Source organism: Pseudomonas sp. P65(2024), assembly GCF_057480955.1.
This window is the reverse complement of the sequence record NZ_JBLIYX010000007.1, coordinates 135,254-151,259: the sequence shown is the minus strand read 5'-3', so window position 1 is coordinate 151,259 and position 16,006 is coordinate 135,254. Positions and strand designations below refer to the sequence as shown.

The following is a 16,006-nucleotide window of genomic DNA, read 5'->3' as shown; positions in this document are numbered from 1 at the left end:
CCACCAGCATCCTTCTCACAGACAAGGGTGGCAGCCGTACGCGAGGTGAGAAGACCGTGTCCAGACACCACGGCCAGACCGAAGTCTGCGCGCGCACGGCTGCCATAACAGGCAACCTGAATCTGGACATGGACGGGCTTCTCACACCCGGTCGCCAAATGTGACGACCCAGTGACGGTACCCCTGGTGTATTTCCCGGCCAATTCAGAGCCTTCCGGCAGGCGCGTAGGATAGGTCCGAAGCGCTGGCTGGCTGAAGGATTTGGTTTCAAATTCGGAAATGTCTTACGGGGTTTGGGGCGAGGTTTTGATCGCGTCATGGCCACCAGGTGCTTGGCGATGGCCTTGCAGCGCCTGCAAGATCGAGCGCCGCCCGCGCGGCGCATCGCGACGCAAGGCCGCTCCCACATCTGTTTCGGGCCAGTCAGTCCTGAGCCATTACCTGGTCCGCCTTGTTGGTCCGACGCAACTTCAGCATGGGCACCACTGCCGCCCCGCACGACTTGAGGCGTGCACCAAGGCGGGCGCCGCCTCATTCACAGGAAAAATTGGCCCGAAATAGATGTGGGAGCGGCCTTGTATCGCGAAAGGGCTGCAAAGCAGCCCCGGCGATCTACTTCAGAACCCCATGCTGAAGCTCACCACCACACCATGGTCGCGGTTCTCGCTCGACAGCTGCCCGGAATACCCGACCCCCAGCTTGCCGCTCGCGCCCACCGACAAATCCACCCCGGCCTCGACCACCGCCGCGTCCTTGGCGATCGGCACGCCCTCGGTGCTGAACCCGGCGCCGCCACCGACGAAGCGCAGATCGGCATCAGGCTTGTCGTCACCGAAGGCATGCCGCCAGCCCACCGACAGCCGCGGCGTAACGGTGCTGCCATTATCGAGCAGGATGCGCTTGCCGGCCCGCACGCCCAGGGTGGAGAAGGTCACGTCCTGATCGACCTTGCCCTCCAGCCGCCCTGCTCCGCCCTTCTCGTGGGCGGTGTCGCTGTCGTAGTTGACGTAGGCCAGGCCGGCGAACGGCTCCAGAGCGATACCGCCGGCATCGATGGCATAGCCCACCTCGCCGAACACCTGGGCGCTGCGCGCCTTGTACTTGGCCTTGAGGCGGTCGTCGTAGCTGCCCACGGTGACATCACGCTTGGTGTCGATGTCGTGCCAGCTGTAGGCCACGCCCATACGGGCGGCGAAGGCGTCCAGCTGGTAGCCGAGGTAAGTGGTCAGGTGATAGCTGTCCACCGTGGCGTCGGAGCGGCGACGGTGCGCATCGATGCTCGAGCGGGTGTAGCCGGCGGCGGCGCCGACTTTCCACTGGTCATCCAGGGCACGGTCGACACCAAGCATGAAGCCCGACAGGTCACGGTCGACGCTGGCATGGCTGCTGCTGCCGTCGTAGGTGCCCCAGCCGCCGATGGCGCGGATCCAGCCCACGGCCTGGCCCTGGCAGCCTTCGCTGGTCAGTTGCTGGTTGGCGGTCGGCGCCAAGGTGCGACGCGGATCGTCCTGGTTGCTGCAGTCAGCCTGGCGCAGGCGGTCGTTGACCGCGTCGCGGATGTAGCGCGAATCCTCGATCAGCACGGTCGCGGTGCTGGCGTGGATCTCGCCGGACAGGCTGTCGAATGCCGCCTGGGCAGCCTGGCGGTCAAGCGGCAGCACGTTGTTGACCAGCTCGGCCGGCGCCCCGGCACTGCTGAGGGCGGTGGCCACACCACGCTGGTTGCCGGTGGCGGCGACATCGGCGAAGGAGGTGCCGTTGCGGCTGACCGACAGGGTCACCTGGTTGGCGCCATAGTTCAGCGAGCTGTTGAGGAACGCCGAGTTTGCCAGGTTGGTGGTGGCGAAGGTGCCGGTGACACCGCCCGCCGCGCTGACCACGGTGTACTGGCCGTTGCCACTGGCGAGGTTGGCCACCATCAGGCTGCCGCCGAGGTTGGCCGTGCCGCCCACGTTCAAGTAGTTCACCGGCGAGGTGGCAAGGTCGATTACCAGGGTGCCGGTGGCGCCATTGGTGAAGTTGCCCGATACGTTCAGGTTGCCGGCCGGCCCCGGCAGCACGGTGCCGTTGTTGGTCAGCCCGGCGACGGTGCCGTTGCCGGTCAGCGCGGCGCCGTTGGCTACCGTGACCTGGGCGCCGAGGGTGCTGCCCGGGTGGGCGGCATCGCCCACCTGGAGCACACCCTGGTTGACGTTGAAGGCGCCGCTGAACGGCTGGTTACCGGTCAGCAGCAGGGTGCCACCGCCCTGCTTGGTGGTGGTGCCGGTTCCGCTTAGGGTGCCGTTGAAGGTGCCATTGCTACCTTGGGCAAACACCAGGTTGGCATTGTTGAGGATGTTGCCCTGCAGGCTGGTGGTGTTGCCGACCAGGGTACCTCCGCTGACGGTAGTGCCGCCGCTGTAGGTGTTGGCGCCTGCGAGGATCAAGGTGCCGGCGTCGAGTTTCTCAATACCGCCGGTGCCGACCAGCGGCGCGCTGATGGTGGCCGTGGCGCCGGCGTTGACACGCACCGACGCCAGGCTGCCGTCGGTATCGTTGACTGGGGTCAGGCTGCCACCGGCCCCCGGGACCACCTGGTAACCACTGCTGAGGAACTGCAGCCCGTCGAACGACTGGTTGCCGACCACGGTGACGGTGCCCGGCGTACCGCCGAAGACCGCGTAGCCGCCGCTCCAGCCTTCGCTGGTGGTGCCACCGGCGTTGGTCCAGCCAGTGTTCGAGCCCCAGGTGCCGCTGCCGCCGCCGATGCTGCCATCGGGATTGGTCTTGCCGCCATTCCAGAATTGCAGCTCCTCGCCGTAGTTCTGCACCACCAGGTTGATCTGGTTGGCGATGGCGGTCTGCAGGCTGAGGTCGCCCAGGACCACGCTGCCCGGAATGGCGCCGAACACCAGGCCGTTGTCGGTGAGCGTGCCGCCGTAGCTGAACAGTTGGTAGACACCAGTGCCGAAACCGCCGGCATCGGTGATGTTCAGCGTGCCGTCGAGCACCAGGTTGCCGTTGACCCTGACCACGGTGGTGGAGGCGGCCGGAGCGCCGAGGCTGAAGTCCAGGGCGCTGCCCGACGCCAGGTCGAGGCTGCCGACGGTGAGTGGCGTGGCGCTCTGGCCAGCAGCCAGGGTGGCGCCGTTGGCGATCTGTACAGCACCGCCATAGGTGCCGCTGCCACCCAGGCGGGCGCCGGTGGCGACCTGCACGCTGGTGCTGTCGAGACGGCCGTTGACCAACAAGGTGCCGGCGTTGACGCTGGTGGCGCCGGTGAAAGTATTGACCCCGGTCAGCAGCAGCTCGCCAGTGCCGTTCTTGGCCAGGGTGCCGTTGCCGCTGAGGTTGCCGGTGTAACTGCCGTTGGCGTTCTGCGCGAAGGTCAGGGCTCCGTTGTTGAGGATCGCGCCTTGCAGGCTGGTGGTATTGCCCACCACGCCGCCGGCATTGATCTGGGTGCCGCCGCTGTAGGTGTTGGCCCCGTTCAGGGTCAGCAGGCCGGCACCGTTCTTGATCAGCCCGCCGGTACCACTGACCACACCGTTGAGGGTCAGGTCATTGCTGCCGGCGATGGCCAGGGCACCGTTGAGCACGGTGGTATTGGCCAGGGTGACGGCGGTGTTGCTGTCCAGCGTGGTGCCGCCAGCGGCCGTCAGGGTGCCACTGCCCAGCGCGCTGTTGTTGCCCAGCACCAAGGTGCCGCCGTTGAGGGCGGTGCCGCCGCTGTAGCCGTTGGCGGCGTTGAGCACCAGGGTGCCGCCGTCTTGCTTGGCGACGCTGCCGGTGCCGTTGAGGGCGACGTTGAGGGTGGCGGTGACGCCGTTGTCGACACGCAGGTTGGTGGTGCCGTTGCCCAGCAACTCACCGGCGGTACCGGCGTTGAGCACATAGCCATCGGTGACGAACTGCAGGCCGGTGATGCTGTGGCTGCCGTTCACGGTGACGGTGCCGGGGGCGCCCTGGAACACCGCGAAGGTGTCGTTCCAGGTGCTGTTCAACACGCCGTTGACGTCGGTCCAGTTGGTGTTGATGGCGTCCCAGGTGCCGCTGCCACCGTCGATCTGGCCGTTGGCGACGCTCTGGCTGCCGTCCCAGAACAGTACGTTGCTGGCACCGCCGACCACCAGGTTGACCTGGTTGGCCACGGCGGTCTGCACGGTCAGGTCGGTGATCGGTACCGGCGTGGTGCCGAAGCTCATGCCGTTGTTGGTGAGGCTGCCGCCGTAGGCAAACAACCGGTAGACCCCGGCGCCGAAGCCGCCGATGTCGGTGACGTTGAGGGTACCGCCCAGGGTCAGATTGTTGGCGACGTTGACCAGCGGGCTGCCGCCGCCCGAGGGCGTGCCCAGTGAAGCGTTGAAGTTGGCGCCGCTGTCGAGCACCAGGTTGCCGGCGTTCAGCGTGCCGCCACTGGTGGCCGCGAGATTGCCGCCGTTGGCCACCGTCACCGCCCCGCCGAGGCTGCCGGCACCGCTGAGGCTGGCGCCGCTGGCCACGTTGACCGCGCCGCTGGCCAGGGAGCCGTCCACTTTCAGACCGCCCGCCTGGACGTTGGTGGTGCCGGTATGGCTGTTGGCGCTGTTCAGCGCCAGGGTGGCGCTGCCGAGCTTGTTCAAGGGACCGGTCCCCCTGATATTGCCGCCGAACACGCCGCCTTCGACCGTCAAGCTGTTGCCGGCGGCGATCTGGATCGCGCCGGTGCCGCCGATGTCGCCAAGGCTGGTGTTGCCGTCGAGGTTGAGGCTGGCGCCGGTGCTGACGTTCAACTGGCTCTGGGTACCCAGGGCAGTGGTGCCGAGGGTGCTCAGGCTGCCGGAGAGGATGTTGAGGATGCCGCTGAAGGTGTTGTTGCCCGACAGGGTCAGGTCGGCCAGGCCGCTCTTGTTCAGCTCGCCCGCGCCGCTGAGCACGCCGGCCAGGTGCAGGTCGTTGGTGCCAAGCACGTTGAGCACACCGCTGACATTGACCGGGTTGGCCAGGGTGACGGCGCTGGCGCTGTCGAGGTTGGCGTTACCGGTGACCTCCAGGCCACCAGTGCCCAGCGCCGCGTTGTTGCCGACCACCAGCGTGCCGGCCTGCAACTCGGTGCCGCCGCTGTAGGTGTTGGCCCCCATCAGCGCGAAGCGCGCCAGGCCGGCCTTGAGCAGGCGGCCGGTGCCGCCGACGGTACCCCCCAGGGTCAGGTCGTTGCTGCCCAGCACGGTGAGGTCGCCCATGGTGGTGACGTTGTTGGCCAGGGTGACCGCCTGGCTGCTGTCCAGGCTGGTGCCAGGTGCGGTGGTCAGGGTGCCGGTGCCGAGCGCGGTGTTGGAGCCCAGCACCAGGGTGCCGCCATTGAGCGCGGTATTGCCGGCATAGGTGTTGTTGCCGGCCAGCGCCAGCCGCGCGCTGCCGGCCTTGACCAGGCCACCGGCGCCGCCGATGTTGCCGTTGAGGGCCAGGTCATTGCTACCGGCGATGTTCAGCGGGCCGGCCAGGGTGATGGCATTGCCCAGCGCTACCGAGGCGTTGCTGTCGAGGGTGGTGCCCGCCGTGGTGTCGAGCGCGCCGCCGCCCAGGGCCGTGTTGCTGCCGACAATCAAGGTACCGCCGCTGAGCAGGGTGCCGCCGCTGTAGCTGTTGCTGCCATTGAGCACCAGGGTGCCGCTGTCGAGCTTGTTGAGCTTGCCGACGCCGGTCAGGCCGACATCGAGGGTTGCCGTGGCACCTGGATCGACCCGCACGCTGGTGTCGCCACTCGTGCCATTGATCAGGTCGAGCGCACCGCCGGTGCCGGCCAGCAAGCGGTAGCCATCGGTGACGAATTGCAGGCCATTGACGGTCTGGCTGCCATCGACGGTGACGTCGCCCGCCGTGCCCTGGAACACCGCAAAGGTGCTGCCCCAGGTGGTGTTGAGCACGCCGTTGAGGTCGGTCCAGTTGGTGTTGCCGGCGTTCCACACGCCAGTGCCGCCATCGACTTGGCCGTTGGCCACGCTCTGGCTGCCGTCCCAGAACTGGATGTTCAGGCCCGCGGCGCTGACCAGCAGGTTGACCTGGTTGGCCAGTGCGGTCTGCAGGGTCACGTCGCCCAGGCCCACGCCCAGCGGCAGAGTGCCGAAGTCCAGGCCGTTGTCGGTCAAGGCGCCGGTGTAGTCGAAGATGCGGTACACACCGTTGCCGAAGCCGCCGATGCTGCTGACATTGAGCGTGCCGTCGAGGGTCAGGTTGCCGCCGACGTTGAACAGCGCGGTACCGCCGGTAGACGGTGACGCCAAGCCGACATCGACGATCGAGCCGCTGTTGAGCACCAGGCTGCCGAGGCTCAGGGTGGCACCGCTCTGCCCGGCCAGGTGACCGCCGTTGTTGATCACCACCGTGGCGTTGGCGGTGCCGCTACCCGCCAGGGTGGCGCCACTGGCGACGGTCAGCAGGTTGCTGCCCAATGTGCCGTCGACTTTCAAGGTGCCGGCGTTGACCAGGGTGTTGTCAGCCAGGTTGCTGGTGCCGGTAAGGGTCAGAGTGCCACTGCCGACCTTGGTCAGGCCGCCCAGGCCGTTGAGGCCGCCGGCAAAGGTGCTGCTGAGGTTGTTGCCGCCCAGGCTCAGGACACTGCCGATGCCGACATCGACCTGGCCGCTGCCGGTCAGGCTGCCGAGGCTGGCGTTGCCGTTGAGGTTGAGCTGGCCGCTGGCACCGACGTTGAGGGTGTCGACGTTGGCCAGCACACCGCTGCCGAGGGTGGTGAGGGAGCCGGCCTGGATGTCGACATTGCCGGTGAAGGTCTTGACGCCGACCAGGGTCAGGTCGTCGACGCCGGTCTTGACCAGGTTGCCGCTGCCGCCCAGGTCACCACTGAGGATCAGCGCGTTGACAGCATCGACGGTCAGGTTGGCACCATTGCTCAGGGCGATGGTGTTGCCCAGGGCCATGGGCGCGCTGTTGGCCAGGGTGGCGTCGGCGGTGACCGACAGGGTGCCGGTACCCAGCGCCCCACTGTTGCCTACGGTCAGGCGCCCGGCGTTGAGCTGAGTGCCGCCCTGGAAGCCGTTGTTGCCATTGAGGGTCAGGTTGCCGCTGCCGTTCTTGGTCAGGCCGGCGGTGCCGTTGATCACGCCGTTGAGGGTCAGGTCGTTGCCGCCATCGACGGTCAGGCCGGCGTTGAGGGTGACGTTGTTGGCCAGGGCGGTACTGGCGCCGCTGCTCAGGGTCGAGGCCCCGGCGACGGTCAGGGCGCCCTGCCCCAACGCGTTGTCGTTGCCGACCACCAACCGGCCAGCATTCAGGGTGGTGCCGCCCAGGTAGTTGTTGGCGCCGTTGAGGGTAAGGGTCGCGGCGCCCGACTTGTTCAGGCCGCCGACGCCATCCACCACGCCGTTGAGGGTCAGGTCGGCGCTGGCCGGCAGGTTGAGGGTACCGCCCAGATGCACATTGTTGGCCAGGGTGACGCCCGCACCGCCGGCATCGAGGCTGGTGTTGGCGCCGGTGCTGAGGTCACCGCTGCCCAACGCGGTGTTGCTGCCGACCACCAGAGTGCCGGCGTTGAGGGTGGTGCCGCCGCTGTAGGTGTTGTTGCCGTTCAGGGCCAGGGTAGCGGCGCCGTTCTTGACCAGGCCGTTGCTGCCGGAGATCACGCCGTTGAGGGTCAGCGCCTGGCTGCCGCCAAGGGTCAGGTTGCCACCGGCGAGGTTGATGGCGTTCACCAGCGCCAGCGCCTGGCTGGCATCGAGGCTGGCGGCGCCGTTGACGGTCAGTGCTCCGCTGCCCAGGGCGCCGGCATTGCCCAGCAGCAGGCTGCCGGCCTGGAGCGAGGTGCCGCCGGCGTAAGTGTTGCTGCCATTGAGCACCAGTTGCCCGGCACCCAGTTTGTTCAACGCCCCGGCACCGCTGATGACGCCATCGAGGGTCAGGGTCTGGGTGTTGTTGATGCCGAGGGTGGTGCCGGCACCAAGGCCAATGGCGTTGACCACCTGCAGTACACCGATGGTGGCCAGGGTGCTGTTGCCGGTCACCGCCAGGTTGCCCGTGCCCAGGGCGGCGTTGTTGCCCAGGGTCAGGGTGCCGCCGCCAAGGGTGGTGGTGCCCTGGTAGGTGTTGGCGGCGCCGAGGGTCAGGTTGCCGCTGCCGGTCTTGGTCAGGCCGCCGGTGCCGCTGATCACGCCATTGAGGGCCAGGTTGTTGTTGCCGGTCAGGTTCAGGGTGCTGTTGAGCGTCACCTGATTGGCCAGGGTCAGGGCGCCGGTGGTGGCCAGGTTGCTGGCGCCACCGACAGTCAGGGTGCCAGTGCCCAGCGCCTGGTTGTTGCCCAGGGTAAGCGTGCCGGCATTGAGGGTCACGCCGCCGATCAGGGTGTTGGCGCCACTGAGGGTAAGGTTGCTGGCACCGTTCTTGATCAGGCTACCGGCACCGGTGACCAGCCCGCCCAGCCCCAGGTCGTTGCTGCCGGTGATGGTGAGGTCGCCGCCCAGGTTGACGGTGTTGCCGATGTTGATCGCCGCAGCGCTGTCCAGCGTGGTGCCGGCCGCCGCGTTGAGCTGGCCAAGGCCGAGGGCGCTGGCGCTACCGAGCACCAGGGTACCGGCATTGAGGTTGGTGTTGCCCAGGTTGCCATTGGTGCCGGTCAGGGTCAGGGTGCCGCTGCCGGTCTTGGTCAGGCCGCCGACGCCGTTGACGTTGCCGCCCAGGGTCAGGTTCTGCGCCCCGGCGATGGTCAGGTTGCCGGCCAGGTTGAGCTGGTTGGCCAGGGTGACGTTGGCATTGCTGCTCAGGGTGGTGCCACCGACTGCGTTCAGCGCACCGGTGCCCAGCGCGGTGTTGCTGCCTACCACGAGGGTACCGCCGTTCAGGCTGGTGCTGCCCTGCTGGCTGTTGCTGCCGTTGAGGGTGAGCGTGCCGGAACCTGTCTTGACCAGGCCCCCGGTGCCACTGAGCGCTCCGTTGAAGCTGAGGTCGTTTGTTCCCGGCAGGGTGAGGTTGGCATTCAGGGCGACGGTATTGCCCAGTGCCAGGTTACCGGAGGTGTCCAGGCTGGCGGCGCCGGTGACGGTCAGGCCGCCAGTACCCAACGCCTGGGCGTTGCCGAGGGTCAGGGTACCGGCACCCAGGCTGGTGCCGCCACTGTAGGTGTTGGCGTTACCCAGGGTCAGGTTGGCGCCGCCGGCCTTGACCAGGCTGCCAAGGCCGGAGACCACGCCGGACAGCCCCAGGTCGGCGGAGCCCGCGACGGTCAGGGCACCGCTGAGATTGAAGGCGTTGCCAAGGGTCACGGCGGTGTTGCTGTCCAGGGTGGTGCTGTTGGCGGTACTGACAGAACCGCTACCCAAAGCGGTGTTGTTGCCGACCACGATCGTGCCACCGTTGAGCAGGGTGCCGCCGGTGTAGCTGTTGGCGCCATTGAGCACCAAGGTGCCGCTGTCGAGCTTGGCCAGTTGGCCGCTGCCCGAGAGGCCAACGTTGAGGGTCGCGGTGACGCCAGGGTCGACACGCACGGCGAAGGCGCCGTTGCTGCCGTTGACCAGATCCAGCCCACCGGCGCCGATCAGTCGGTAGCCGTTGGTGACGAACTGCAGGCCAGTGGCGGCCTGGGTGCCGACCACGGTGACATCCCCTGCAGTGCCCTGGAACACCGCGAAGTCGCTGGCCCAGCTGCCGTTGAGCACACCGTTGACATCGGTCCAGTTGGTGTTGCTGCCATTCCAGGTGCCGGTGCCGCCGTCGATCACGCCATTGGGCACGCTTTGGCCGCCATCCCAGAACTGCACGGTGCCGGAGGCGCCGCCGACCAGCAGGTTGACCTGGCTACCGATCGAGGTCTGCACCTGCAGGTCGCCAGGCAGCATGGCGCCTGGCACGTTGCCGACCAGCAGGCCGTTGTCGACCAGCGCGCCGGTGTAGTCGAACAGCCGGTAGATACCGGTGCCGAAACCGCCGACGTCGGTGACGTTGAGGGTGCCGTCCAGCGTCAGGTTGCCGTTGACGTTGACCAGCGCGGTACCGCCAGTGGCTGGCGAGCCCAGGCCGAAGTCGAGGATCGAGCCACTGTGCAGGGTCAGCGCGCCGGTACTGAGGGTCGCACCGCTGTTGGCCAGCAGGTGCGCGCCGTTGGCGATGTCGACCGCCCCCAGCAAGCTGCCGGTGCCGCCGAGGCTGGCACCACTGTTGACCTGCACGCCGGGGCTGGCCAGCGAGCCGGTGACATTGAGCAGGCCGGCATTGACCGTGGTGTTGCCACCTAGCACGTTGACCCCGGACAGCTCGAAGCTGCCAGTGCCGGTCTTGACCAACCCACCGCTGCCGGCCAATGCACCGCTGAACACGCTGTTGAGGTTGTTGCCGCCCAGGGTCAGGTTGCCGCCGCCAGCGATGTTCACCGTACCGGCACCGCTCAGGCCACCGATGGTGGCGCTGGCGCCGAGGTTGAGGCTGGTGCCGGCACCGACACTGACCGCCGAGGTATTGCCCAGGGCCGTGGTACCGACCGTGGTGATGCTGCCGCCGAGCAGGTCGATGGCACCGCTGAAGGTGTTGTTGCCGGTCAGCGTCAGGTCGGACACACCGTTCTTGACCAAGCCGCCGGTGCCTGCGAGCACGCCGCCAAGGGTCAGGTTGTTGCTGCCGCCGAGGGTCAGGTTGGCGCCGAGGTTGACATCGTTGCCCAGGGTCATCGCCACGCTGTTGACCAGGGTCGCGGCCCCCCCGACGTTCAGCGCGCCGGTCCCCAGCGCCGCGGCATTGGCCAGGGTCAGGGTGCCGGCGTTGAGGTTGAGCCCCCCACTGAAGGTGTTGGCGCCCGACAAGGTCAGGTTGGTGCTGCCGTTCTTGGTCAGCGCGCCAGTGCCGCTGATCACGCCAGCGAGGGTGGTGGTATTGCTGCCCGGCAAGGTCAGGGTGGCGCCGGTGCCGAGGTTGATGGCGTTGCCCAGGTTGAGCGCGGCGCTGCCGTCGAGGCTGGCATTGCCGCCCACGCTCAGGGCGCCGCTGCCGATGGCGTTGTTGTTGCCCAGAGTCAGCAGCCCGGCATTGAGGGTGGTGCCGCCGCTGTAGCTGTTGTTGCCGTTGAGGGTCAGCCCGGCGCTGCCATTCTTGACCAGCGCGCCACTGCCGCTGATCAGGCCACCGAGGGTGGTGGCATTGCTGCCCAGCACGGTCAGGGTGTTGCTGCCCAGGCTGATGCCGTTGGTCACCGCCACGGCGGTGCTGGCGTCGAGGTTGGCGTTGCCGCCCAGGGTCAGGGCGCCGATCCCCAGCGCGGTGTTGCTGCCCAGGGTGAGCGTGCCGGCATTGAGCTGGGTGCCGTTGGTGTAGAGGTTGTTGCCACTCAGGGTCAGGTTGGCGTTGCCGTTCTTGACCAGCGAACCGATGCCGCTGACCACGCCGCTCAGGCCCAGGTCGGCGCTGCCGTCGATGGTCAGGGGGCCGGCGATGGTGACGTCGTTGGCCAGGCTGACCGCGGTGCTGGCATCCAGGTGGGTGCCGGCCAGGGTGTTGAGGGTGCCGGTGCCCAGCGCGGTATTGCTGCCGACCACCAGGGTACCGGCGTTCAGACGGGTGATGCCGCTGTTGCTGTTGTTGCCGGTCAGGGTCAGGCGGGTGGCGCCGTTCTTGGTGATGCCGCCGGCGCCAGCGATGGTGCCGCTCAGGGTCAGGTCGTTGCTGCCGGGCAGGATGAAGTTGCCGGCCAGGTTCAGCGCGTTGCCGATATTCAGGCCGGCGACGCTGGTGTCCAGGGTGGTGTTGTTGGCGGCATTCAGCGCGCCAGTGCCCAGGGCGGTGTTGCTGCCGAGTACCAGGGTGCCGGCGTTGAGCGCGGTGGCGCCGCTGTGGGTATTGTTGCCGCTCAGGGTCAGGGTGGCGCTGCCGCTCTTGACCAGGCCGCCGGTGCCATTGAGGTTGCCGGCCAGGGTGAGGTTGCTGGTGGTGGGCAGCGACAGGTCGGCTGCGAGGTTGATGGCGTTGTTCAGGGTCATGGCCGTGGCGTTGGCCAGGGTGGCCGCGCCGCCGACGTTCAGCGCGCCGGTTCCCAGCGCGGCGGCGCTGGCCAGGGTCAAGGTCCCGGCATTGAGGTTGAGACCACCGCTGAAGGTGTTGGCGCCTGACAGGGTCAGGTTGGTGCTGCCGTTCTTGGTCAGTGCGCCAGTGCCACTGATCACGCCGCCGAGGGTGGTGGCATTGCTGCCTGCCAGGGTCAGGGTATTGCCGGCGAGGTTGATGGCGTTGCCCAGGTTGAGGGTGCCGCTGCTGTCGAGGCTGGCGTTGCCACCCAGGGTCAAGCCGCCGGTGCCCAGGGCGTTGTTGTTGCCCAGGGTCAGCAACCCACCGTTGAGGGTGGTGCCGCCGCTGTAGGTGTTGTTGCCGTTGAGGGTCAGGGCGGCGCTGCCGCTCTTGACCAGCGCGCCGGTACCGCTGATCTGCCCGGTCAGGGTGGTGGCGTTGCTGCCCAGCACGGTCAGGGTGTTGGCGCCGAGGCTGATGGTGTTGGTGGCCGCGACAGCGCTGCTGGTGTCGAGGTTGGCGTTGCCACCCAGGGTCAGGCTACCGATGCCCAATGCCGTGTTGCTGCCCAGGACCAGCGTACCGGCGTTGAGCTGGGTGCCGTTGGTGAAGACGTTGTTGCCGCTCAGGGTCAGGCTGGCGTTGCCGTTCTTGACCAGCGAGCCGATGCCGCTGAGCACGCCGCTCAAGCCCAGGTTGGCAGTGCCGTCGATGGTCAGGGGGCCGGCGATGATGGCGTCGTTGGCCAGGCTCACGGCCGTGCTGGCGTCCAGGTGGGCGCCGGCGGCGGTGTTGAGGGTGCCAGTGCCCAGCGCGGTGTTGTTGCCGACCACCAGGGTGCCGGCGTTGAGGAAGGTGGAGCCGCTGTTGGTGTTGGCACCGGTCAGGGTCAAGGTGGTGTTGCCGCCCTTGGTGATGCCGCCGGCGCCGGCAATGACGCCGCTCAGGGTCAGGTCGTTGCTGCCGGGCAGGTTCAGGTTGCCGGCCAGGTTGAGGGCGTTACCGATGTTCAGCCCGGCGACACTGGTATCCAGGGTGGTGTTGGCCGCGGCATTGAGCGCGCCGGTGCCCAGCGCGGTGTTGCTGCCGAGCACCAGGGTGCCGGCGTTCAGCGCCGTGGCGCCGTTCTGGGTGTTGTTGCCACTCAGGGTCAGGCTGGCGCTGCCGTTCTTGATCAGGCCGCCGCTGCCGCCGAGGTTGCCGGCCAGCGTGAGGTTGTTGGCGCCGGCGAGGGTCAGGTCGGCGCCGAGATTGACGCCATTGTTCAGGGTCATCGCTGCCGTATTGGCCAGGGTCGAGGCCCCACCGACGGTCAAGCCGCCCGTGCCCAGGGCCGCCGCGGTGGCCAGGGTCAGGGTACCGGCATTGAGGGTCAGCCCGCCGCTGAAGGTGTTGGCGCCACCCAGGGTCAGGTTGCTGCCGCCATTCTTGACCAGCGCCCCGGTGCCGCTGATCACGCCACCCAGGGTGGTGGCACTCGTGCCCGGCAGAGTGAGTGTGTTGCCACCCAGGTTGATGGCGTTGCCCAGGTTGACCGCCACGCCCGCATCGAGGCTGGCATTGCCGCCCAGGGACAGCGCGCCGGTGCCCAGGGCATTGTTGTTGCCCACGGTCAGCACGCCGCCATTGAGGGTGGTGCCGCCGCTGAAGGTGTTGCTGCCGTTGAGGGTCAGGCCGGCGCTGCCGTTCTTGACCAGCGCGCCGGTACCGCTGATGACACCACCCAGGGTCGTGGCACTGCTGCCCAGCAGGTTGAGGGTGTTGGCGCCGAGGTTGACCGCGTTGCCCAGGTTGACCGCGGTACCGGCGTCGAGGCTGACGTTGCCGCCCAGGGTCAGCGCACCGCTGCCCAGCGCATTGCTGTGCCCGACGGTGAGCTTGCCGGTGTTGAGCGTCAGACCGCCGCTGAAGGTGTTGTTGCCATTGAGGGTCAGGTCGCCGGCGCCATTCTTGACCAGCGCGCCAGTCCCGCTGATGACACCGCCCAGGGTGGTGGCGCTGGTGCCCAGCAGGTCAAGGGTGTTGGCCCCCAGGTTGATCGCATTGCCCAGGCTGACCGCGCTGCTGGCGTCCAGGCTGGCATTGCCGCCCAGGGTCAGGCCGCTGGTGCCCAGCGCCGCGCTGTTGCCGACGGTGAGCTTGCCACCGCCCAGGGTGGTGGTGCCGCTGTAGGTGTTGACGCCGTTGAGAGTGAGGTCGGCGGTGCCATTCTTGGTCAGGCTGCCGCTGCCGCCAATCACGCCGTTGAGCGTCAAGGCGTTATTGCCCGGCAAGATCAGGGTACTGCTGCCCAGATTGATGGCATTGCCGAGGGCCATGGTCGCCGTGGTGTCCAGGGTGCCGTTGCCGCTCAGTGCCAACGCGCCGCTGCCCAGGGCGCTGGCGTTGCCGAGGGTGAGGGTACCGCTGCCCAGGGTCGTGCCGCCGCTGTAGGTGTTGACGCCGTTCAGCGTCAAGCCACCGCTGCCGCTCTTGACCAGTGAACCAGTGCCGCTGAGCACGCCACCCAGGGTCAGGGCGTTGCTACCAGGCAAGGTCAGCGCCGCGTTCAGCGCCACGGCGGTGTTCAACACCAGCGGCACGCTGCCCTGCAGGCTGCTGGCGCCGCTGACGGTGAGGCCGCCACTGCCCAGCGCCGCGGCACTGGCCAGGTTGAGACCGCCGGCGGCGAGGGTGGTGCCGCCACTGTAGGTGTTGGTGGCGCCAAGGGTGAGCAGCCCGGCGCCGGTTTTGGTCAGCCCGCCGACACCCGAAACCACGCCATTGAGGGCCATGTCGGTGGCGCCGCCGACGCTCAGGCCGGCATTGAGGGTGAAGTTGTTGGCCAGGCTCAGACCACCGACAGTCCCCGCCAGCCCACCCCCATTGACGGTAATGGCACCGCTACCGAAGGCGCTGGCGTTGTCGAAGTTGAGCTGGCCACCGTTGAGGGTGGTCTGGGTGGTGCCGTTGAGCACCTGGCCGATCAGGCTCCAGGTGCCGGCGTCGACAATCAGGCGGCTGAAGTTGATGTAGTTGGTGGCGTTGATCGTACCGCTGCCACTGGTCCCACTGCCGCCGCCAATGGCGTTTTGCAATGCCAAGGTATTAGTGCCGCCTGCGCCGCCGTCGATCTTGCCAGCTGCCGCGTAGGCAAGGTTCGGGTTGCTGGTGACCAGCAAGGCCACGCCGACGCCAAGCCCTGCCCCAACGCTGGAGCCGGTGATGGCGTTGAAGCGGTTGGTGCTGTTGGCCCCCATCGACAGGCTGCCGGTCAGGGTCCCGGCGTTGGTGAAGGTGTTGCCCGCCGCGGAAGCCTCGAACGCGGCACGGCCAAGGATGGTGCCGGTGTTGGTGAAGTTCACCGTGCTGCCGCCGGTCACGGCGATGACCGGCGTGTCCTCGCTCACCAGCGTGAGGCTGGCCAGCGCCGAGGAGCCGATACTGCCGGCGTTGCTGATGGTGGTGGTGCCGCCGGCGCCGTTGCGCGCGTCCAGCGCCATGCCGGTGAGGTTCAGCAGGTTGGCGCCGAGCAAGGCGCCGGTGCCCTTGATCACGCCCGTGGCGTTGTTGTTGATGTTGAGGATGCTGCCGGTGCCGGTGTTGCCGATCAGCACGGCGGAGGACTGGATGCTCAGCAGCCCGAGCAACGTCGGGTCGATGGTGCCGGAGTTGTTCAGGGTGTTGTTGTTCCCGGCCAGTGACAACGAAGTGCCGCCCACGCCCAGCAAGGTACCCAGGCTCGCGCCTGGGTTGACGTTGACGGTAAGGCCACTGCCGCCATTGGTATAGCTCGGCGCCAGCGGGTTGGCAGCGCCGTTGCAGGTGATCGTGGAACCGGCCGCGCTACAGACGGCCAGCGCCTGTTCGCTGGACAGACCAAATGCCATCGCACCGACAGCCAGGCTGACAGCCAGCGACAGTTGCGAGAAACGGGCGGGTGAACGGGGGGCGGCACGTCTGTCCACGTAGAGCTCCTTCGTGGATCAGGCACTTCAGTCCTTGAATGCGTGCACAGCAGGGCAGAAAAGAGCAGTGGAACACGCGACGGCCGAAACGCCTGATCTATGGC

Annotated in this window: 1 protein-coding gene; it reads right to left on the bottom strand. The window is 67.8% G+C overall.

Going from position 1 to position 16,006, the window contains the following annotated elements; all coding sequences use genetic code 11:
* Positions 1–617: 617 nt before the first annotated feature.
* Positions 618–15,824 carry an autotransporter-associated beta strand repeat-containing protein gene (locus AC25MA_RS12590; protein WP_486972084.1) on the bottom strand — a complete coding sequence of 5,069 codons (15,207 nt, stop codon included), beginning with the start codon at positions 15,822–15,824 and terminating at the stop codon, positions 618–620.
* Between the last annotated feature and the right edge of the window lie 182 nt (positions 15,825–16,006).